This window comes from Alicycliphilus sp. T452, from assembly GCF_054512775.1.
In genome coordinates this window covers 82,655-101,460 of the sequence record NZ_JBTNEH010000002.1, presented here as the reverse complement: position 1 = coordinate 101,460, position 18,806 = coordinate 82,655, and the positions used below count along the sequence as shown (strand labels likewise).

Annotated in this window: 19 protein-coding genes; 7 read left to right on the top strand and 12 right to left on the bottom strand. The window is 70.2% G+C overall.

Going from position 1 to position 18,806, the window contains the following annotated elements; genetic code table 11:
• A complete protein-coding gene (locus tag ACX12L_RS02065; protein WP_013721524.1) occupies positions 1–696 on the top strand; it encodes a VIT1/CCC1 transporter family protein in 696 nt (231 codons plus the stop codon).
• Between the two features lie 2 nt (positions 697–698).
• On the opposite strand, the gene ACX12L_RS02060 is transcribed toward ACX12L_RS02065, so the two are convergent.
• Genes ACX12L_RS02060 through ACX12L_RS02050 form a run of 3 tightly spaced genes read right to left on the bottom strand, consistent with a single transcriptional unit; the run spans position 699 to position 3,141 of the window.
• Positions 699–2,096 (bottom strand): histidine kinase dimerization/phospho-acceptor domain-containing protein, encoded by a 1,398-nt coding sequence (locus tag ACX12L_RS02060; protein WP_459261087.1) that lies wholly within the window; start codon positions 2,094–2,096, stop codon positions 699–701.
• Between the two features lie 3 nt (positions 2,097–2,099).
• Entirely contained in the window at positions 2,100–2,765 is a 666-nt protein-coding gene (locus ACX12L_RS02055; protein ID WP_013520266.1) for a response regulator transcription factor, read from the bottom strand.
• 28 nt (positions 2,766–2,793) lie between these two features.
• Positions 2,794–3,141 carry a hypothetical protein gene (locus ACX12L_RS02050; RefSeq protein ID WP_041700657.1) on the bottom strand — a complete coding sequence of 116 codons (348 nt, stop codon included), beginning with the start codon at positions 3,139–3,141 and terminating at the stop codon, positions 2,794–2,796.
• A gap of 87 nt (positions 3,142–3,228) precedes the next feature.
• Between ACX12L_RS02050 and ACX12L_RS02045 the strand changes: the two genes are divergently transcribed.
• Positions 3,229–3,522, top strand: coding sequence for a hypothetical protein (locus tag ACX12L_RS02045; RefSeq protein WP_337999172.1), 294 nt, complete (start codon positions 3,229–3,231; stop codon positions 3,520–3,522).
• Between the two features lie 166 nt (positions 3,523–3,688).
• A complete protein-coding gene (locus ACX12L_RS02040) occupies positions 3,689–4,756 on the top strand; it encodes an alcohol dehydrogenase (RefSeq protein ID WP_459261084.1) in 1,068 nt (355 codons plus the stop codon).
• Between the two features lie 2 nt (positions 4,757–4,758).
• Here ACX12L_RS02040 and ACX12L_RS02035 read toward each other — a convergent pair whose 3' ends face one another.
• Genes ACX12L_RS02035 through ACX12L_RS02020 form a run of 4 tightly spaced genes read right to left on the bottom strand, consistent with a single transcriptional unit; the run spans position 4,759 to position 10,180 of the window.
• On the bottom strand, positions 4,759–5,841 hold the full coding sequence (locus ACX12L_RS02035; RefSeq protein ID WP_013721526.1) for a lactonase family protein: 1,083 nt from the start codon (positions 5,839–5,841) through the stop codon (positions 4,759–4,761).
• The gene (locus ACX12L_RS02030; RefSeq protein WP_013520262.1) at positions 5,838–6,575 is read right to left on the bottom strand and encodes an ABC transporter substrate-binding protein; all 738 of its coding nucleotides are present in this window, start codon (positions 6,573–6,575) and stop codon (positions 5,838–5,840) included. Before ACX12L_RS02030 ends, ACX12L_RS02035 begins: the two co-directional genes overlap by 4 nt.
• A 12-nt stretch (positions 6,576–6,587) precedes the next feature.
• Entirely contained in the window at positions 6,588–7,529 is a 942-nt protein-coding gene (locus ACX12L_RS02025; RefSeq protein WP_013520261.1) for a GntR family transcriptional regulator, read from the bottom strand.
• The gene (locus ACX12L_RS02020) at positions 7,526–10,180 is read right to left on the bottom strand and encodes an aconitate hydratase AcnA (protein WP_459261081.1); all 2,655 of its coding nucleotides are present in this window, start codon (positions 10,178–10,180) and stop codon (positions 7,526–7,528) included. The genes ACX12L_RS02025 and ACX12L_RS02020 overlap by 4 nt, the downstream gene beginning before the upstream one ends.
• 85 nt (positions 10,181–10,265) lie before the next feature.
• Between ACX12L_RS02020 and ACX12L_RS02015 the strand changes: the two genes are divergently transcribed.
• The 3 genes from ACX12L_RS02015 to cutA all read left to right on the top strand — a co-directional run bounded on the left by ACX12L_RS02015 (position 10,266) and on the right by cutA (position 12,752).
• Positions 10,266–11,237: a Bug family tripartite tricarboxylate transporter substrate binding protein gene (locus ACX12L_RS02015; protein WP_459261079.1), complete on the top strand. Its 972-nt coding sequence runs from the start codon at positions 10,266–10,268 to the stop codon at positions 11,235–11,237.
• A 54-nt stretch (positions 11,238–11,291) separates the two neighbouring features.
• The gene (locus ACX12L_RS02010; RefSeq protein WP_459261078.1) at positions 11,292–12,281 is read left to right on the top strand and encodes a Bug family tripartite tricarboxylate transporter substrate binding protein; all 990 of its coding nucleotides are present in this window, start codon (positions 11,292–11,294) and stop codon (positions 12,279–12,281) included.
• Positions 12,282–12,395: 114 nt separating this feature from the next.
• Positions 12,396–12,752, top strand: a complete 357-nt coding sequence (cutA, locus tag ACX12L_RS02005; protein ID WP_459261077.1) for a divalent-cation tolerance protein CutA — start codon at positions 12,396–12,398, stop codon at positions 12,750–12,752.
• Positions 12,753–12,766: 14 nt separating this feature from the next.
• Here cutA and ACX12L_RS02000 read toward each other — a convergent pair whose 3' ends face one another.
• From ACX12L_RS02000 to ACX12L_RS01985, 4 genes are read right to left on the bottom strand one after another with little or no spacing between them, the layout of a single operon-like run.
• On the bottom strand, positions 12,767–13,933 hold the full coding sequence (locus ACX12L_RS02000; RefSeq protein WP_459261075.1) for a mandelate racemase/muconate lactonizing enzyme family protein: 1,167 nt from the start codon (positions 13,931–13,933) through the stop codon (positions 12,767–12,769).
• A gap of 25 nt (positions 13,934–13,958) precedes the next feature.
• On the bottom strand, positions 13,959–14,663 hold the full coding sequence (locus ACX12L_RS01995) for an SDR family NAD(P)-dependent oxidoreductase (protein WP_459261074.1): 705 nt from the start codon (positions 14,661–14,663) through the stop codon (positions 13,959–13,961).
• A complete protein-coding gene (locus ACX12L_RS01990) occupies positions 14,653–15,618 on the bottom strand; it encodes a Bug family tripartite tricarboxylate transporter substrate binding protein (protein ID WP_459261073.1) in 966 nt (321 codons plus the stop codon). Before ACX12L_RS01990 ends, ACX12L_RS01995 begins: the two co-directional genes overlap by 11 nt.
• 31 nt (positions 15,619–15,649) lie before the next feature.
• Complete coding sequence (locus ACX12L_RS01985; protein WP_459261072.1) at positions 15,650–16,588, bottom strand: dihydrodipicolinate synthase family protein; 939 nt, start codon at positions 16,586–16,588, stop codon at positions 15,650–15,652.
• Positions 16,589–16,703: 115 nt separating this feature from the next.
• Here ACX12L_RS01985 and ACX12L_RS01980 point away from each other — a divergent pair, with 115 nt between their 5' ends.
• Positions 16,704–17,657, top strand: coding sequence for a LysR family transcriptional regulator (locus ACX12L_RS01980; protein ID WP_459261071.1), 954 nt, complete (start codon positions 16,704–16,706; stop codon positions 17,655–17,657).
• 15 nt (positions 17,658–17,672) lie between these two features.
• On the opposite strand, the gene ftsY is transcribed toward ACX12L_RS01980, so the two are convergent.
• Positions 17,673–18,806: a signal recognition particle-docking protein FtsY gene (ftsY, locus tag ACX12L_RS01975; protein ID WP_459261070.1), complete on the bottom strand. Its 1,134-nt coding sequence runs from the start codon at positions 18,804–18,806 to the stop codon at positions 17,673–17,675.

Here is an 18,806-nt window from a genome sequence, read left to right as displayed (position 1 = left end):
ATGAAGTTCTTGCACCGCGAACGCCACCGCACGGAACACATCGGCTGGCTGCGCGCCGCCGTCCTGGGCGCCAACGACGGGATCATTTCCACCGCCAGCCTGGTGGTCGGTGTTGCAGCGGCGCAGGCCAGCCACGCCAGCATCATGACAACCGCAGTAGCCGGGCTGGTCGCCGGCGCCATGTCCATGGCGGCTGGAGAATACGTGTCGGTCTTTTCTCAAGCGGACACGGAGAAAGCGGATCTGGCGCGGGAACATCGCGAGTTGACGGAAAACCCCGAAGCCGAGCATCGGGAACTGACAGCCATCTATACCCAGCGGGGGATTGCGCCTGCGCTGGCCAGCGAGGTCGCAACTCAACTGATGGCCCACGATGCGCTGGGCGCGCATGCCCGCGATGAACTGGGTATCTCGGAGGCGCTCAGCGCCAAGCCCTTGCAGGCAGCGCTGGCCTCCGCTGCCAGCTTTGCCGTGGGAGCGGCGCTGCCGCTGGCTGTGGTGATGCTGGCGCCTGGGCCCTCGCTGCTCGCTTGGACGGTAGCCACGGCCATCTTTTTCCTGGCTCTACTGGGTGTCCTGGCCGCCAGGATAGGTGGCGCTCCCGTGCTCAAAAGCGCCTCCCGGGTGGCGCTGTGGGGCACCCTGGCGATGGCGATCACGGCGGGTGTCGGCGCGATGTTTGGTGCAGCGCCGTAGATTTACACCAGAGCGACCCAGGGCCCCAGCCGGGCGGTCAGCCTGCCCCCCTGCAGGCTGAAGCGCAGTGGCAGATCAATGGCCCGCGCCAGGGCGAACGCCAGGGCCAGCCCCAGCCCTGCATGGTGTGCCGTGCCGCCTTCGGAAGACTTGCGCCAAAAGCGGTGGCCGAGGTGTTCCAGGTCGCCTTCACGAAGATCGGGTGCGGCATTGTCGATGGAAAGAAGCCAGCCCGCATCACCGCGCTCCAGGCGGCAGGTGATGGCATCGCCGTCAGGTGCGTACTCCAAGGCATTGCGCAGCAGGTTGGAGAGGATCCGCTCGATCACGCCCAGATCGCCCCGCACCCAGGCCGATGGCGGCAGATCGGCTTGCACGGTCAGCCTGCGGCGCGCCTGCATTCCCTCCAAAGCCGCCATCAGTTCGCGCACCAACCCAGCCACATCGAGAGGATCAGGCGCTTGTGTATGCTGTCCGGATTCGAGCCGAGCCAGCAGCAGCAAGGTATCCACGCTGCGTTGCATGCGTGCAGTGGCGTCCACGGCGGCGCGCAGGCTGTGCTGGGTCAGGATGGGGTCGTCCGCACTCAGTGCGCTTTCGGCGCTGGTGCGGATTTCTGCCAAAGGAGTGCGCAGCTCGTGCGCCACGTCGCGCGAGAACTGGCGCTCGCGCTCGATGGCGGTGTACAGGTGGCGCAGGCCCAGGTTGAAGGCATCGGCAAAAGGCTTGAGCTCACGAGGCAAGTCGCCGCCCAGGGGCTGCATGCGCTGGTCTGCATCCAGGCGGGCCGCCGCGGCGCCTGTGCGACGCAACACCACGATGACGCGCTGTACCAGGAGCAGCGCCGATCCCGTTGCCAGCAGGGTTGCCAACGCGATGCCGACGAGCAACGCAAAGTGGACGCGCCGTTCGGTCCGGTCCCATCCTTCGCGCTCCGTTGCCACCACCAGCAGCCGGTTCTGGCTGCCATGCAATGTCACATGGGTGGCGAGCGCACGGCCTGCGTGACCATCGGGCAGCATCACATCGTAATAGCGGGGCGTGCCTTGCGCAGCCAGTCCCACCGGAAGTACAGCGCCAGCGCTGCTGGGCGACCGCAACACGGCCTGGCCGTTGTCTTCGTTGAAGACAGTGAAGAACTCGGTGTGCCCGCGCGGCTCATACTCGGGCATCAGGCGTTCGAGCCGCTGTGGATCAGGCTCTTGCAGTGCGCGCCCTACGGCAGCGGCACGCTGCGAAAGCGTGAGATCCATTTGCTGGTAAATCGCTCGGTCGATCAAACGATCCAGCACCGGGAATACGGCGGCGAAGGTACCGCCTATGCACAAGATCAGACCAACAGCCAGACGCCGGTGCAGTGACCAGGCGGTATCGTTGGAGGGGGCAGAAGGTGGGTGCATGCTTTACATCAGCACGTAACCAAAGCCCCGCCGGGTCACGATCAGTTCGCCCAGACCGCATTGGGCCAGCTTGGTGCGCAGGGTACTGACGATAACCTCCACCACCTTGTCCGACGCGTCGCTGCTGCTGTCGTACAGATGTTCAAAAATTTGTGTGCGTGACAACACCGCTCCCTGCCTGCGCAGCAGCAGTTCCAGGCATCCGTATTCCTTGGGCGTGAGTTTCAGGTCATCGCCGCGCCAGCGCGCCGTACGCGAGCGCGGGTCGACGGCCAGTTCGCCATGACGCAAAACAGGCGTGTCGCGTTGCGCCGGGCGCCTCACCAGAGCTCGCAGTCGGGCTAGCAGCTCCGCCAGTTCAAAGGGCTTGGTCAGATAGTCATCGGCGCCCGCGTCCAGAGCACGCACCCGGTCGTCGAGTTGCTCCCGCGCTGACAGCACCAACACAGGGGCCGCTCCGGCATCGCTGCCCAATGCCTGCAATACTCCAAAGCCATCCACACGAGGCAGCATCAAGTCCAGAATGATCGCGTCGTAGCGGTAGCTTTTGAGAAACTGCAGCGCAGCCTGACCGTCCGCTGCAATATCGCAAGCGTAGCCCTCAATTCTGAGACTGCGATTCAAGGCCTCAGACAGCGTCTCTGAATCTTCAACAATCAAGATGCGCATCTATCTAATTCTCACGACCAGAGCAATCCTAGAATCCGAAAAATAAGTCATTCTGACGCACCAACCTTTGGCCAGGCTTTTGACTCGAGCAGCCAATTAATGGGAGCCGTCCAAGCAGTCCTGTAACCACGTCCTCGAAGGCGACGGCGCGGTCATCATGGATATGGAACATATCGAAGGCCTCAAGTGGATTCCGCTGAATGACGATGACGGCGGCACGAAATGGAACCGTGATGGATCCGAGGCTGGATATCGCATGGTGGCTTTGAGCGGGGAGCGCTCCAAGTCCCAAGAGTACGAGCATGGGAAGGATTAGGCCCCGCAGGCGCGCGGGAAGGCCGAGCGTCGCGGTCCAGCGCTTGATCTCTTCGTCCATCAACGTACTCATGGTGTCTTCCTCTCGACGGTAACACCTGAGCAGGTTTTCACTGGGTCAATACACCCGCGCCTGCCGGTGCGCGCCGTGGCCGCATCGGCCGCACAGCTCGATGCCCGGTTGGCCGCCGCGCAGGTGACATTGGCCCGCGACGACCAGCCCGTGGATGCCGGCTGCGGCGCCTGCGTGCTGGACGGGCCGCTGCAGGCACTGCGCTACTTCCTGACCGAGCTGCGCGCCTGCCCGGGCGCGCCGGACATCCAACCCGGTGACGTGGTCACCACCGGCACTTGGACGGACGCCTGGCCCGTGCGCGCAGGCGAGCGTTGGAGCGGTGCCTTCGGCCCGCCGCTGGCGCCGTTGACCGTGCACTTTCGCTGACGCGCGGCCCGGCGCGCTGCGCCGGCAGCGAGCCCAGTGCGCGCGGGTGTGACCCGCTCCCGAAGCGGTTGCGCAGGCCCGTCACCGGGGCGTCGAATTCCTGAGTGCGCGCCAGTGGCCATAAACTGGGCCACTACCCGCCCTAATACACACGAAAGGAGACAGGATGATCAGCTATGACGTGGCCGAATGCGGCCAGCCCCTGGTGCGCAACGAGCGCGCCACCCCCCGGCCCGTGGGCGACCAGGTGCTGGTGCGCGTCGAGGCGGCGGGGGTGTGCCACTCTGACCTGCACATCTGGCATGGCTCGTACGACCTGGGCAACGGCAAGAAGATGTCCATGATCGATCGCGGCATGAAGCTGCCCCTGACCATGGGCCACGAGATCGCCGGCGAAGTGGTCGCCGTGGGCGATGCCGTGAAGGACGTGGCGGTGGGCAAGCGCTACTTGGTCTTCCCCTGGCACGGCTGCGGGGAATGCAGCGTGTGCCGGCGCGGGGACGAGAACCTGTGCCTGGCCGGCCGGTCCATGGGCGTGTTCCAGCCGGGCGGCTATGCCGACCATGTGCTGGTGTCCCACTCGCGCTATCTGGTGGACATCGGCGACATGCCGCCCGTGCATGCGGCGCCCTATGCGTGCTCGGGCCTGACCACCTACAGCGCCCTGAAGAAGATACCCGCCCAGGTGCTCAAGGACGAGAAGCTCATCATCTTCGGCGCCGGCGGCCTGGGCCTGATGGCCATCCTGCTCGCGCGGGCCATGGGCAGCGCGGGCGTGATCGTCATCGAGCCCGACGCGGCCAAGCGTGCCGCCGCCCTGCAGGCCGGCGCCCTGGCGGCGTTCGATCCCGGGCAGGACGGCTACATGGCCCAGGTGCGCCAAGCCGCAGGCGGCGCGGTGTGGGCCATCATCGACTGCGTGGGTTCCAGCCAGACCGTGCAGGCCGGCATCGACATGCTGACCAAGGGCGGGCAGCTGGCGCAGATAGGCCTGTTCGGCGGCCACGTGGACCTGCCCACGCCCTCCATGGCCCTGCGCGCCATCACCTACCAGGGCACCTACGTGGGCAACCTGCGCGAGCTGCAGGAGCTGATGCAGCTGGTCAAGGACAAGCGGCTGCAGCCCGTGCCCAGCACCTGCCTGCCTTTCGGCAAGGCCTTCACCGCCCTGCTGGCGCTGGAGGAGGGCAAGGCCGTTGGGCGGCAGATCCTGACGCCGGAGGGCGCCTGCTGACCTTAAACACGCTCTGAGAACACCATGCACACCGGGCTGCCGCAAGGGGTGGATGCGATGGGCCGGCGGGTGTCGATGGGGGCCTCGTCGTCCAGCGCGAAGCAGGCGATGCCGTCGCTGTCCTCGTTGAGCACGAACATTCGGCTCCCCAGCGGCGAGCTGGCGAAGAACCGGGGCGTGCGCCCGCCCGCCGGGAAGGCGCCGCGCCAGAAGAGGCGGCCCGTGGCCGCATCGACGTCGAAGACGGCGATGCTGTCCGCCCCGCGGTTGGAGGCGTGGACGCGGCGCCCGTCGCGCGACACCTCGATCTCCGCCGCCCGGCTGTTGCCGACGAAGTGGTCGGGCAGGGTGGACAGGACCTGCAGGCCCTCCATGCGACCCGTGGCGGCGTCGAAGCTGCACGCCAGGACCGTCGAGTCGAGCTCGTTGACCACGTAGGCGCGGGGCAGCGCGGGGTGGAAGGCCAGGTGCCGCGGCCCGGCGCCTTCGCGGCATTGCAGCCAGGGCTGCGCCGCCGGTGCCAGCCGCCCCTGTTCGAAGGAGAAGACGAACACTCGGTCCAGCCCCTTGTCCGGCACGAGCACGAAGCGGCCGCCGGGGGCGAAGGGGTTGAAGTGCGGCTTGGCGAAGGGCTGCTCCTTGCGGTGCGGGCCGGGTTCGCCCGGCAGGGCCACGCGCTGCTGCACGGGGCCGAGCAGACCGTCGGGCGCGATGGGCAGCACCACGACCGTTCCGCCCTGCTGGCCCAGGTGGTCGGACACGACCAGGTGGCGCCCGTCCGGGGCGATGGACAGGTGCACCGGGTTGCGCCCGCCGCAGTCCTGGGTCTGCATGAAGGCCAGCAGGCCCGTTTCCCGGTCCACGGCCAGCACGCTGACCTCGTGCCCGTCGCCATGTACCGTGTACAGCCGGTCGCCGCGGGCATTCATGGCGAGGAACGAGGGGTTGGTCAGGTGGGCCACCGTCTGGATGCGGTCGAGCGTGCCGCGCTCCTCGTCCACGCGGAAGACCGTGATGCCTTCCCCGCGCGCGTTGCGTTCGCGCGTGGTGCGCGAGCCCACGTAGGCGAACACGGGCCGTGTCATGCATCCGCCCGGGGTGCGACGGTGGCGCCCTCGATGCCATGGCGCGCGAGGGCATCGGCGACGAAGCCGCTGGCCTTGGCGTCCTCGACGAAGGCCGCCAGCACGTGCTGTGCCTCGGCGCCGCGCGGCTTGGGGATGCCCATGGCCTGCTGGATCACCATGAAGCGTCCCGGCAGCAGGCGCAGCCCGGGGATGCGCAGGGCGTCGGCCTCCAGCTGCTGGCGCACGCCGGCGGCGACATCGGCGGTGGATTGCACGAAGGTTTCGACCACGGCGGGCGACGAGGGCGCCCGCAGGATCTGGGCCTGCTTGAGCTCGCGCGTCAGGTACAGGTCGTAGGCGCTGCCCTTGCCCACGACCACGGTGTGCCCCGCCTGGTCCACCTGGGCGTTGCCGGTGAGCGGCGAGTCCTGGCGCACCAGGTAGCTGCCTTCGATGAGTACGTAGGGCGCGGAAAAGGCGATGCCGGCGCCGCGCACCGGGTCCACGGCGAAGAAGCCGAAGTCGGCCTCCTCGCGCGTGACCGCGTCCACCGATTTGCCGGCCGTGTCGAAGACGACCAGTTCCAGCTCCAGGCCCAGTTGCTGGGCGAAGCGCCGCGCCAGGTCCACCGACACGCCGGCGGGGCGGCCATCGCCGTCCAGGCGCGCAAGAATGGGGTTGCCCGTGTTGATGGACGCCCGGATGTGGCCGCGAGGCGCCAGGGTGGACAGCAGCTGGGTGGAGATGGTCATGGTTGCAGGGTCTCAGGTGGATGCCCGCTCGGGCGATGGGGCAGCAGGGGCGGTGGCTCCGGGCTGCAGGATGTCGGTGATGTTCGTGAGGTTGCGCAGCGTGCTCGCCAGGTGCGCGCGCATGGCCTGGGACGCTTCCTCGTTGCGTTCCTGCTCCAGCAGATCCAGGATGTGCAGGTGCTGCTCGCAGTGCTCGCGGTAGCGCGAGCGGTCCTGCATGGAGCGGTAGGACAGCAGGCGCCGCACGCGGTTGACGCGGCGGATGGTGTCGATGAAGAACGCATTGCCCGAGGCCTGCACCAGCGACTCGTGGAAGTTCACGCCGCGGTCGTGGATACGGTCGGCGCGGTCGGTGGCGATGCCGCCCTGCAGCAGGTGGATCTCGGCCGCGCGGCAGCGTTCTAGCACGGCGGGCTCCAGCCGGTAGCCCGGCTCCAGCAGCGCGGCGGGCTCCAGCGCAAGCCGCAGGCGGTAGGACTGCAGCAGGCTGTCGGGCGTGGTCAGCATGGCGGCGAACGTCCAGCCGTAGCCCTGCTTGCGCTCGATCCAGCCCTCGTGGGAGATGCGGTTGAGCACGGCGCTGAGCTGCGACTTGCTCAGGGCATACCGCGTGCGCAGGGCCGCTTCCGTGACCGATTCGGGCAGCGTGCCGCGCAGCCGGTCTTCCGCGATGCGGAAGTAGGTGGCCTCCACCAGGTCTGCGTCGCTGGCCGGGGCCTCGGGGAGCAGGTCGTCCGGGATCTGGTCATGGGGCACGGCCAGGAAGAAGCCGCGGTTGCGCTCGCGCTGGGCGATGCCGTGCTCGGCCAGCAGCTGCAGGGCGTCGTTGATGGGCTGGCGCGACACGCGCAGCCGGTCCGCCAGGCCCTGGGCGGCCAGGTGCACGCCGCTGGTCCATTGCTCGCTGCGCGCCAGGGCGAGGATCTGCCGGGAAATGCTGGTGGCCGTCTTCATGCCGCCATTGTCATGGAAGGGCCGAGGCATCCGCGCCGCGCCTGCGCCACGGCCTGCTGCAGGATGGACGGGATGACGCCGCCGCGGCGCAGTAGGTCGACCTCCAGCTGCGTTTCCACGGCCGCCGTCGCGGCCAGCGGCTGCACGCTGCCGTCGCGGCGCAGGATGCGCACGGCCACGGGGCAGCGCGGCGCGAGGCTGGCCGCCGGGGCGTCCACCTCCACGCGGTCGCCGGGCGCGATCTGCAGCGCCTGCGGGCTGGCGTCCCGGGGCAGGCGCAGCGGCAGGATGCCCATGCCGATGAGGTTGGAGCGGTGGATGCGCTCGAAGCTCATGGCCAGCACGGCGCGTATGCCCAGCAGGCGCTGGCCCTTGGCGGCCCAGTCGCGCGACGATCCCGTGCCGTAGCGCTCGCCCGCGACGAGCACCACGGACTGCCCCGCGTCGCGGTAGCGCTGCGCAACCTCCCACAGGGGCAGCACCTGCCCCGACGGCGCATGCACGGTGTGGGCGACCGGCGCGCCGGGCGCCAGCAGGTTCCCCAGGGTCTTGCTGTGAAACGATGCGCGCAGCATCACCTCCCAGTTGCCGCGGCGCGACGCGAACACGTTCAGGTCGCCCCGGTCGTCGCCGCGCTCGACCAGGAAGTCGGCCACCAGGCTGTCGGGCGGTATGGCGCTGGCGGGCGAGATGTGGTCGGTGGTGACGTCGTCCCCGACGACGAGCAGCGGATGGGCCTGGTAGCGCCCGAGCTGGCTGCCCTCCGACAGCGAGGCGAAGGGCGGGCGGCGCAGGGCCGTGGACTGCGGGTTCCAGGGGAACAGCGCGCCCTGCGGCGCCTGGAGCGCGTGCCAGGCCGGGTTGAGCGAGGCGCGGGCGAAGTCGCGCGCGAAGTCGTCGGGGCGCAGGGCCTGCGCCAGCAGCGCCTGCACCTCGCCGCGCGTGGGCATGAGATCGGCCAGCATGACGGGGCGGCCGTCGGCGCCGGTCTGCACGGGCTCGGTGCGCAGGTCGCGCGCGGCGTCGCCGCCCAAGCCGAAGGCGATGACCATGGGCGGCGACATGAGGAAGCCCAGCTCGATGTCCGGATGCACGCGCCCGGGGAAGTTGCGGTTGCCCGACTGTATGGCCACGGCCTTGACCTGGCCGGCCTGCTGCGCCTGGCGGATCGGCTCGGTCAGCGGGCCGGAGTTGCCGATGCAGGTGGTGCAGCCGTAGCCGACGATGCCGAAGCCCACGGCCTCCAGGTCGTCCAGCAGGCCGGCGCGCTCCAGGTAGGACGCGGCGGCCGGCGAGCCCGGGGCCAGCGAGGTCTTGACCCACGGCGGCACGCGCAGCCCCAGGGCGCGCGCCTTGCGCGCGACCAGGCCGGCGGCGATCAGCAGGGCCGGGTCCGACGTGTTGGTGCAGCTGGTGATGGCGGCCAGCGCCACCGCGTGCGGGGGCAGGGCGCTGCCGGGCTGCGGCGTGAAGGCCGCGTCCTGCAGCGCGCGCGCGCTGTCGCCGTAGTCCAGCAGGTCCTGGGGGCGGCGTGGCCCCGCGATGTGCCAGCCCACGGTGTCCAGGTCGATCTCCAGCACCCGGGTGTAGCGCGGCTCGGCGGCGGGGTCGAACCACAGGCCCTGGTGGCGCATGTAGGCCTCGACGAGGCGGATGCTCTCCTCGCTGCGCCCGGTGGCGCGCAGGTAGTCCAGCGTGCGCCCGTCCACGGCGAAGTAGCCCGTGGTGGCGCCGTATTCGGGCGCCATGTTGGCGACCACGGCGCGCTCGCCCGCCGCCAGCGTGGAAACGCCGGGGCCGAAGTACTCGACGAACTCGCCCGCCACGCCCATGGCGCGCAGCCGGCTCGTCACGACGAGGGCCAGGTCGCTGGCCTGCACGCCGGGGCGCAGCGCGCCCGTGAGGCGCACGCCGATGACTTCCGGGATGCGCAGCATGGTGGGCATGCCGAACATGACGGTCTGCGCCTCCAGCCCGCCCACGCCCCAGCCGAGCACGCCGATGCCGTTGACCATGGGCGTGTGGCTGTCGGTGCCCAGCATCATGTCCGGCACCGCCCACAGCGCGCCCGCGCGCCGCTCGGCCGTGACCACGGTGGCCAGCTGCTCCAGGTTGATGGTGTGCATGATGCCCGTGCCCGGCGGGTGGATGCGCACCCTGTCCAGTGCCCTGGAGGCCCAGCGCAGGAAGCGGTAGCGCTCGGCGTTGCGCCGGATCTCGTGGCCCATGTTGGCCTGGGCGGCGCCGGCCGCCGCATAGGACTCCACCGCCAGGGAATGGTCCACCGACACGTCCACGGGCAGCACCGGGTTGAGCAGGGCGGGGTCCACGCCCGCCTCGTGCAGCGCGTCGCGCATGGCCGCGATGTCCACCAGCGCGGGCGTGCTGGTGGTGTCGTGCATCAGCACGCGGCCGGGCTGGTAGGCGATCTCCGCCTCGCTCGTTCCATGCTCCAGCCAGTCAGCCAGGGCCTGCACGGCGCCCGCGCGCTCCTGGCCCTGCGTGGTGCGCAGCACGTTCTCCAGCAGCAGGCGCAGCACCACGGGCATGCACCCGAGCCGCTCGCCCAGGGCGCCCCGCAGGTCGGCGACGAGGTAGCGCGCGCCATCGAGGTCGGCGGCCCGGGGCGTGAAGTTCTCGGTGTTTTCCATAGGTCGAATTTTGCATATTTAATTCATAAAATGCAATTAAGCGATTTCCCTAGGCCGTCTTCGGGACGCTGTTTTGGAGCTGAACATGAAACTTTCCCGTCGCCATGCATTGCTGGCAGCCGCCGCCATCACCCTTCCCGCCTGGGCCCAGGACTATCCGGCCCGCACCATCACCCTGGTCGTGCCCTTCACCGCCGGGGGCGGGGTGGACGCCGTTGCCCGCCTGCTGGCGGAGAAGCTGCGCGCAAGCCTGAAGCAGCCCGTGGTGGTGGACAACAGGCCGGGCGCCAGCGGCATGCTGGGCGCGGCGGCGGTCGCGAAGGCGCCGGGCGACGGCTACACGCTGCTGCTGGGGTCCGCGGGCGAGACCGCCATCAACCCGCTGGTCTACAAGGCGCGCATGCAGTACCAGCCGCAGAAGGACCTGGCGCCCATCACCCTGGTCACCCGCGTGCCGAACGTGCTCGTCGCGTCCCCCGGCTTTCCCGCGAGGAACGTGGCCGAGCTGGTGAGCTACGCCAAGGCCAACCCCGGCAAGGTGGGCTACGCCACCAGCGGCGTGGGCAACCCCCAGCACCTCAATGGCGAGCTGCTGGCGTCGGTGGCGGGCATACGGCTGAACCACGTGCCCTACAAGGGGGCGGCCAACCAGCTCGTGGACGTGGCCTCGGGCGTGGTGGACATGGCCTTCGTGAGCTACGCGGGCGCCGCGCCCTTCATCAAGGGCGGGCGCGTGAAGGTGCTGGCCGTCACCTCGGCCAGGCGCGCGTCCTTCGCGCCGGACATCCCCGCCATCGCCGAGACCCCGGCCACCGCCTCCTACAGCCTGGAGAACTGGTTCGGACTGTTCGCCCCCGCCTCCACGCCGGCCGCCATACAGGCCAGGTTGAATGCCGCCGCCGTCGATGCGCTGAAGGACCCGGAGCTGATCAAACGCCTGCGCGAGCAGGGCGGAGAGCCCGCGCCCATGGCGCAGCAGCAGTTCCGCGACTTCATCGCGCAGGAGACGCGGAAGTACGCGCAGATCGTGGAGTCGGCGCACATCACGCCCGAGTGAGCCTCCTGCGGCCTTATCCCTTGCTTCCTAAAACCTGAAACCAGAGGAGACAGCATGAACCCTTGCAGCAACGCGCGCCGCGCATTCATCGCGGGCGCGGCCATGGTCCTGGCGTGCAACTGTGCGCTGGGCCAGACGGGCGCCGTGGGTTACCCGGTCCGGGCCATCACCATCGTCGTGCCCTTCGCCGCGGGCGGCAACACGGACGTCAAGACCCGGCTCGTCGCCAAGCAGCTCGGCGAGATCCTGGGGCAGCCCGTGGTCATCGACAACAAGCCGGGTGCCAGCGGCAACATCGGTATGGAGCTCGTCAACCGGGCCGCGCCCGACGGCTACACGCTGGGCATGGGCAGCTTCGGCCCGCTGGCGGTGAACCCCTGGATCTACCCCAAGCTGAACTTCAACCCCAGGTCTTTCGTGCCCATCATCCTGCTCGAAAAGAGCCCGCTGGTGCTGGTGACGCCCGCGGACAAGCCCTACCAGTCGGTCAAGGACGTCATCGCCGCGGCCAAGGCTAGGCCTGGCCACCTGAACATCGCCAATGCCGGGCCCGGGGGCGCGCACCACCTGTCGGCGGAGCTGTTCGAGAGCGCGGCGGGCATCGACATGCTCGGCGTCCCGTTCAAGGGCGGCGGCCCCGCCGCGCAGGCATTGCTGGCCGGGCAGGTGGATCTGATGTTCGAGCAGACCAGCGCGGCCGTGCCCTCGATCCAGGCCAGGAAGATCCGCGCGCTCGGCGTCACGTCGGCGCAGCGCCTGCAGCAGCTGCCGGACGTTCCGTCCTTCGCAGAGCAGGGCCTCCCCGAAGTGACGGTGTCCAACTGGATGGGCTACGTGGCGCCCAAGGGCACGCCGCCCGACATCGTGGCCAGGCTGCACGCGGCCTTTGCCAAGGCCATGGAGCACCCCGAGGTCAAGGACCGCATCCTGGCGCAGGGCAACGAGTTCGGGGGCGGCTCCAGCCAGGACTTCGCCAGCTTCATCGACGGCGAGTCCGCCAAATGGTCCAGGCTGGTCAAGGCGCGCAATATCCGCATGGATTGAGCGTCCGGCGCCCGGGTTTGACGGGATATCAATGAAAAGTGCTGCCAGCGCTTATAAATAAAGCGCTGGCAGCTATTTATTTGATAGTTAACGGCATTGCTGGAGGCGCACGCGATGCTGTGCCAGACTCCGGCCATGCACAGCACCCCCACGCCTTCTTGCCCGGTCGCCGTCGTGACCACCACCGTGGCCAGCGCGGCCGATGCGCGGCGGCTGGCCGCCGGCGCCGTGCGGGCGCGGCTGGCCGCCTGCGTGCAGGTGGAGGCCATCGCCTCGCACTACGTCTGGCAGGGCGCGCAGCACGAGGACGCGGAATGGCGCCTGGTGTGCAAGACGCTGCCCGCCGCCGTGCCCGCGCTGCTCGCGTGGCTGCGGGTGCAGCACCCCTACGAGGTGCCGCAGCTGCTCACCCACACGGTGCAGGCCGAGGCCGGCTACGCGCAGTGGGTGGCGCAGCAGGTGGACGGCTGACGCGCCGCCGCCCCTCACGCGGCCAGGGCGCGCATCTCGCGGATCAGGTCGGCCTTGCCCTCGAAGCCGATGCCCGGCAGGGGCGGCAGGGTCACGTGGCCGTTGTCCACCTTCACGCCGTCGGGGAAGCCCCCGTAGGGCTGGAACAGGTCAGGGTAGCTCTCGTTGCCGCCCAGGCCCAGGCCGGCCGCGATCGCCAGCGACATCTGGTGCCCGCCGTGCGGGATGCAGCGGCTGGGCGACCAGCCGTGCGCCTTCAGCATGTCCAGCGTGCGCAGGTATTCGACCAGACCGTAGCTGAGCGCGCAGTCGAACTGCAGCCAGTCGCGGTCGGGGCGCATGCCGCCGTGGCGGATGAGGTTGCGCGCGTCCTGCATGGAAAACAGGTTCTCGCCCGTGGCCAGGGGGCCGGCATACGCCTCGCCCAGCCGGGCCTGAAGCTCGTAGTCCAGCGGGTCGCCCGCCTCCTCGTACCAGAACAGCGGGTACTGCGACAGGGCCTTGCCGTAGTCGAGGGCGGTCTGCAGGTCGAAGCGGCCGTTGGCGTCCACGGCCAGCTGCTGGCCCGGGCCCAGGATCTTGAGCACGGATTCGATGCGCTCGCAGTCTTCGGCCAGGCTGGCGCCGCCGATCTTCATCTTGACCACCGAGTAGCCGCGCGCCAGGTAGCCCTCCATTTCCTGGCGCAGGCCGTCCAGCCCCTTGCCCGGGTAGTAGTAGCCGCCGGCCGCGTAGACGAACACCCGGGGGTTGGGCGTGCCCGTGCCGTAGCGCTCGGCGAGCAGCTGGAACAGGGGCTTGCCGGCGATCTTGGCGACGGCGTCCCACACGGCCATGTCGATGGTGCCCACGGCCACGGAGCGCTCGCCGTGGCCGCCCGGTTTCTCGTTGGTCATCATGCGCGCCCAGATCCTGTGCGGGTCCAGGTTCTCGCCGGTCTCGTCCAGCAGGCTGGCCGGGTCGGCCTCCAGCACGCGGGGGATGAAGCGCTCGCGCATCAGCGCGCCCTGGCCGTAGCGGCCGTTGGAGTTGAAGCCGTAGCCGACCACGGGCCGGCCGTCGCGCACGACGTCGGTGACCACGGCCACCAGGCTCAGCGTCATCTTGGAGAAGTCGATGTACGCGTTGCGGATGTCCGATTTGATGGGGCGGGTCGACTCGAGGATGTTGACGATTTTCATGGTGCTTCGGAAGTAGGGATGGGGTTCACTGCGCCAGCGACGCGCCGCCGCAGATGCGCAGCTCCTGGCCGGTGATGGCTGCGGCTGGGGGCGACAGCAGGTAGGCGACCAGGGCGGCGATCTCGGCCGGCTCGACCAGGCGGCCGATGGGCGGCAGGCGCGGCGCGCTGGCGGCGCGGGCGGGGTCCCGCAGCATGGCCGTGGCCGTGGCGCCGGGCGAGACCACGTTCACGGTCACGCCGCGCGGCGCCACCTCCACGGCCCAGCTGCGCGCCAGGGCGACCAGCGCGGCCTTGGTGGCCGCGTACTGGCCGCGCCCCGGCAGGCCCTGGGCCACGCGGCTGCCGATGAAGACCACGCGTCCCCGGCACCGGTCCGCCATGGCGGGCACCAGGGCGTTGGCCAGGCGGGTGGCGGCGTCCACGTGCAGCTGCCACATGAGGGCGCCGGCCGCCGCGTCCAGCCGGCCCAGCGGGCCCACGCGCAGCACACCGGCCGCGTGGACCAGGGCGTCTGCGCCCTGCAGGCCGGCGGCCGCGCGCTCCAGGGCGGGGCCGTCGGCCAGGTCCACGGCCAGGGGCGTGAAGCCGGGCTGCCGCAGCGTGGGCGGCGCCACGTCCAGGCCGGTGACGTGCCAGCCGTCGTCCAGCAGCGCCTGGGCGATGGCCCGGCCGATGCCGCTGCTGCTGCCGGTCACCACGGCCTGGCGGGGGCGAGGCTCATTCGACACGGATGCCCCCTTCGGTCACGATCTTCTGGGCGCGCTCCATGTCGCTGCGCTGGAACCTGGCGAAGTCCTCGGCGCTGCCCGGCGACAGCAGCAGGCCCTGCTCCTGCAGGCGCTCCTTCATGCCGCCCGCCAGGGCCTTGTTCACCTCGGCGTTGAGCCGCTGCACGATCTCGGGCGCCGCCTTGGCTGGCGCCCACAGGCCGTACCAGCTGTAGAACTCGTAGCCGGGGATGGTCTCGGCCACCGTGGGCACGTCGGGCAGGCTGGCCGCGCGCTGGGCTGATGTCACGGCCACCACCCGCAGCATGCCGCTCTTGTGGTACTGCAGCGAGCCCAGGATGGGGTCGATGAAGCCGTCGATCTGGCCGCCTATCAAGTCCTGGAAGGCCGGGGCCGTGCCCTTGTAGGGCACAACCAGGTAGTCGATCTGGCCGGCGCGCTTGAGCAGCTCGGTGGACAGGTGGCCGGCCGAGCCGATGGAGCCCACGGCGAAGGTCATCTTGCCGGGGTGGGCCCTGGCGTGCGCGATGAGCGACCTGATGTCGGTAATGGGCAGGTTCTTGTTGATGGCGACCGACAGCGGCGCCTTGGCCACCAGGGCCACGGGCGCGAAGTCCCGGGTCACGCTGTAGGGCACGGATTTCATGGTCATGGGCGCCGTGGTGAAGGTCGAGGCGTTGAACAGCAGCGTGTAGCCGTCCGCCGGCGCCTTGGCCACGATGTCGGCGCCGATCACGCCGTTGCCGCCGGGCTTGTTCTCGACCACGAAGGGCTGGCCCATCTGCTCGCCCAGCTTCTGGGCCAGCATGCGGCCCACGGCGTCCAGCGTGCCGCCGGGCGGGAAGGGGATGACCATCCGCACGGGCTTGGCGGGATAGGTCTGGGCGGCGGCGTGGCCCGCCAGGGCCAGGATCGCGGCGCCGAGGCCGGCGCGCAGGAAGTGGCTGCGGTGCATGGTCTTGTCTCCTGTCTGTCTCTTCACGGGGTCAGCGCTGCAGCAGGCTGGCCTGCCGGACGGCCGCGCGCAGGGCGGCCAGCTCCTGGGCGCTGGGCGCCTCGGTGGGCGGGCGCACGGTGGCGTCGCCGATCACGCCCGCCAGGTACATGCCGGCCTTCATGCGGGCATGGGCCTCGCCTGTGGGCTCGCCGCCGCCGTAGACGGCGTCCTTGAGCGGCGTGATCACGGCCTGCACCTGCATGGCCTTCTTCAGGTCGCCGGCCTTCACGGCGTTCCACAGGTCGATGATGAGCTGGGGGATGAAGGTGGCGAAGCCCACCAGCGCGCCGTCCACGCCCTGCACCATGGAGGCCAGCAGGTACTCGTCGTGGCAGGTCAGGATGGCCTTGGAGGCGTCGGCCTCGCGGATGGCCTGGATGTCGCGGGCGTACTTGTTCATGTCGCGCTGGCCCACCTTGAAGGCCTGCACGTAGGGCAGTCGGGCCAGATCCGCCAGCAGCTGCGAGGAGTACGACGCGCGGGTCCAGGCCGGGTAGACGTGGCACACCAAGTCCAGCTGCGGCGCGGCCCGGTGGATGGCCTCGAAGTACTGCAGCGCATGGCCCGGCGTGAAGCCGAAGCGCAGCCAGTGGTGGGGCGGCATCACGTCGAGCACCACGGCGCCCGCGGCCTGGGCGGCGCGGGCGTGCTCGGCCGCGTCGGCCAGGCCCTCGCAGACGATGGAGGAGATCACGGGCAGCCGGCCCTTGAGCTCGTCGGCCACGATGCGCGTGACCTCGGCGCGCTCGGCGGGCGTGAGCGAGAAGACCTCGCCTGTGTGGCCGTTGGTCATCACGGCCACCACGCCGTCGTGGCCGGCGAGCCAGGAGGCCAGCCTGCGCAGCGCAGGCTCGTCGATGCGGTGGTCCGGCGTGAAGGGGCAGGAGATGGCGGGGATGACCCCGCGGTAGTTGGCGATGGAAGGCATGTACAGTCTCCGATGGTTGGGATGAGGGGATGAACGATGGGCCGCATCATTTCCCGCGGGCCGGACACGGTCCAATACTCGAAACGCATACATCTATCGCGCTGCACGCAACACCATGGGACCTGGCAACCGCCCCCTCGATCTGGAATGGCTGGAGGACTTCCTGGCACTGGCCGAATGCGGCAGCTTCTCCCGCGCGGCCGAGGCGCGCGCGATCGCCCAGCCTGCGTTCAGCCGCCACATCCGGGCGCTGGAGGAATGGGTGGGGGTAGACCTGTTCGACCGCAGCGCCCATCCCGCCGCGCTGACGGCCGCGGGCCAGCGCTTCCTGCCCCTGCTGGAGGCGGTGGTGGCCAGCCTGGAGGCCGCCCGCATCAAGGCGCGCGCGGCCCACGACCAGGCTGCGGCCAGCCTGCGCTTCGCGGCGACGCACGTGCTGTCGCTGACCTTCTTCCCGCCCTGGCTGGCGGACATGGAGTCGCAACTGCGCCTGGGGCCCATCCAGACCATGTCGGACAGCTCGCGCGCCTGCGAGGAACTGATGCTCCAGCGCCGCGTGCAGTTCGTGCTGTGCCACGGCCACGCGGCCGTGCCGGGGCGGCTGGACGAGGCCCGCTACCCCATGCTGCGGCTGGGGCGCGACGTGCTGCGCCCGGTCAGCGCTCCCCACCCGGACGGCACGCGCGGGCGGGCGCTGCACGCCATCGGCCTGCCGCCGCCGGTGCCCATGCTGGCCTACAGCGAGGCCTCGGGCCTGGGGCGCATCGTGCGCGCCCAGCTGCGCGCCTTCGCGCAGCAGCCCGGCGTGCGCACGGCCGAGCCGGGCGAGCTGGAGGAGGTCTTCACGGCCCACCACGCCGTGCTGCTCAAGACCATGGCGCTGGAGGGCCGGGGCATCGCCTGGCTGCCCGAGTCATTGATCGCGCAGGAGCTGCAGCGCGGCGCCCTGGTGGCCGCGGGCCCCGAGGCCTGGAACATTCCCGTGGAGATACGCCTGTACCGCCAGCATGCCGAGATGGCCGCCGTGGCCGAGTCGCTGTGGCAGCTGGCGGCCCGTCGGCAGGACTGAAAAGCCGCCCCTTCGTCAGGCCAGCAGCGCCTGCGCGAACTCGCGCGCGTTGAAGGTCTCCAGGTCTTCCACCTTCTCGCCCACGCCGATGAAGTAGACGGGCACGGGCCGCTCCTGCGCGATGGCGGCCAGCACGCCGCCCTTGGCCGTGCCGTCGAGCTTGGTGACGATGAGGCCGGTGAGCGAGAGCGCGTCGTCGAATGCGCGCACCTGGGCCAGGGCGTTCTGGCCGGTGTTGCCGTCGATCACCAGCAGCACCTCGTGCGGGGCCGTCGCGTCGGCCTTGGTCACGACGCGCCTGATCTTCCTGAGCTCCTCCATCAGGTGCAGCTGCGTGGGCAGGCGCCCGGCCGTATCCACCAGCACCACGTCCTTGCCGCGCGCGCGCCCGGCGTTCACCGCGTCGAAACTCACGGCGGCGGGATCGCCCCCTTCCTGGCTCACGATCTCCACCGTGTTGCGCGTGGCCCAGACGCCCAGCTGCTCGCGCGCCGCGGCGCGGAAGGTGTCGGCCGCGGCCAGCAGCACGCTCTCGCCGTGGTCGGCAAGGTGCCTGGTGAGCTTGCCGATGGAGGTGGTCTTGCCCGCGCCGTTCACGCCGGCCACCATGATCACGGTGGGTGTGTGCTCGCCGATCACCAGGGGCTTTTCCAGCGGGCGCAGCAGGTCGGTCAGCGCGTCGGCCAGCAGGGCCTTGACGGCGGCGGGCTCGGTGGTCTTGGTTTCCTTCACGCGGCGCTTGAGGTCGGCGAGCAGGTGCTGCGTGGCCTTCACGCCGGTGTCGGCCATGAGCAGGGCATCTTCGAGCTCCTCGTACAGCGCGTCGTTGATCTGCGTGCCCGTGAAGACGGTGGCGATGCTGCCGCCGGTCTTGCGCAGGCCGGACTTGAGGCGCTCCATCCAGCCCTGGCGCGCGCCCTCGGGCTTGGGGGCGGGCTCGGGCACGGCGGGCGGGGCCTCGTGCGCCGCAGGCGCGGCCTGCGGCGCGGCGGTGTCCTGTGCGCCGAAGGACTTGCGCAGCCAGCCGAGCGCGCCGCCGCCCGCGGGCGTGTCGGCCGTGGCGGCCTCGGGGGGGCTGGCGGTGTCCGGCGCCGGCGCGCTGGAGGGCTCGGCGGGGGAGGGGGATTTCTTCTTGAAAAAACTGAACAT

Coding starts and splice junctions, on each gene's coding strand:
- ACX12L_RS02065 (WP_013721524.1), top strand. CDS start 1: ATGAAGTTCTTGCACCGCGAACGCCACCGCACGGAACACATCGGCTGG.
- ACX12L_RS02055 (WP_013520266.1), bottom strand. CDS start 2,765: ATGCGCATCTTGATTGTTGAAGATTCAGAGACGCTGTCTGAGGCCTTG.
- ACX12L_RS01990 (WP_459261073.1), bottom strand. CDS start 15,618: ATGCACCGCAGCCACTTCCTGCGCGCCGGCCTCGGCGCCGCGATCCTG.
- ACX12L_RS02020 (WP_459261081.1), bottom strand. CDS start 10,180: ATGGAAAACACCGAGAACTTCACGCCCCGGGCCGCCGACCTCGATGGC.
- ACX12L_RS02025 (WP_013520261.1), bottom strand. CDS start 7,529: ATGAAGACGGCCACCAGCATTTCCCGGCAGATCCTCGCCCTGGCGCGC.
- cutA (WP_459261077.1), top strand. CDS start 12,396: ATGCTGTGCCAGACTCCGGCCATGCACAGCACCCCCACGCCTTCTTGC.
- ACX12L_RS02060 (WP_459261087.1), bottom strand. CDS start 2,096: ATGCACCCACCTTCTGCCCCCTCCAACGATACCGCCTGGTCACTGCAC.
- ftsY (WP_459261070.1), bottom strand. CDS start 18,806: ATGTTCAGTTTTTTCAAGAAGAAATCCCCCTCCCCCGCCGAGCCCTCC.
- ACX12L_RS02015 (WP_459261079.1), top strand. CDS start 10,266: ATGAAACTTTCCCGTCGCCATGCATTGCTGGCAGCCGCCGCCATCACC.
- ACX12L_RS02040 (WP_459261084.1), top strand. CDS start 3,689: ATGATCAGCTATGACGTGGCCGAATGCGGCCAGCCCCTGGTGCGCAAC.
- ACX12L_RS02035 (WP_013721526.1), bottom strand. CDS start 5,841: ATGACACGGCCCGTGTTCGCCTACGTGGGCTCGCGCACCACGCGCGAA.
- ACX12L_RS02000 (WP_459261075.1), bottom strand. CDS start 13,933: ATGAAAATCGTCAACATCCTCGAGTCGACCCGCCCCATCAAATCGGAC.
- ACX12L_RS02030 (WP_013520262.1), bottom strand. CDS start 6,575: ATGACCATCTCCACCCAGCTGCTGTCCACCCTGGCGCCTCGCGGCCAC.
- ACX12L_RS02050 (WP_041700657.1), bottom strand. CDS start 3,141: ATGGACGAAGAGATCAAGCGCTGGACCGCGACGCTCGGCCTTCCCGCG.
- ACX12L_RS01980 (WP_459261071.1), top strand. CDS start 16,704: ATGGGACCTGGCAACCGCCCCCTCGATCTGGAATGGCTGGAGGACTTC.
- ACX12L_RS01985 (WP_459261072.1), bottom strand. CDS start 16,588: ATGCCTTCCATCGCCAACTACCGCGGGGTCATCCCCGCCATCTCCTGC.
- ACX12L_RS02010 (WP_459261078.1), top strand. CDS start 11,292: ATGAACCCTTGCAGCAACGCGCGCCGCGCATTCATCGCGGGCGCGGCC.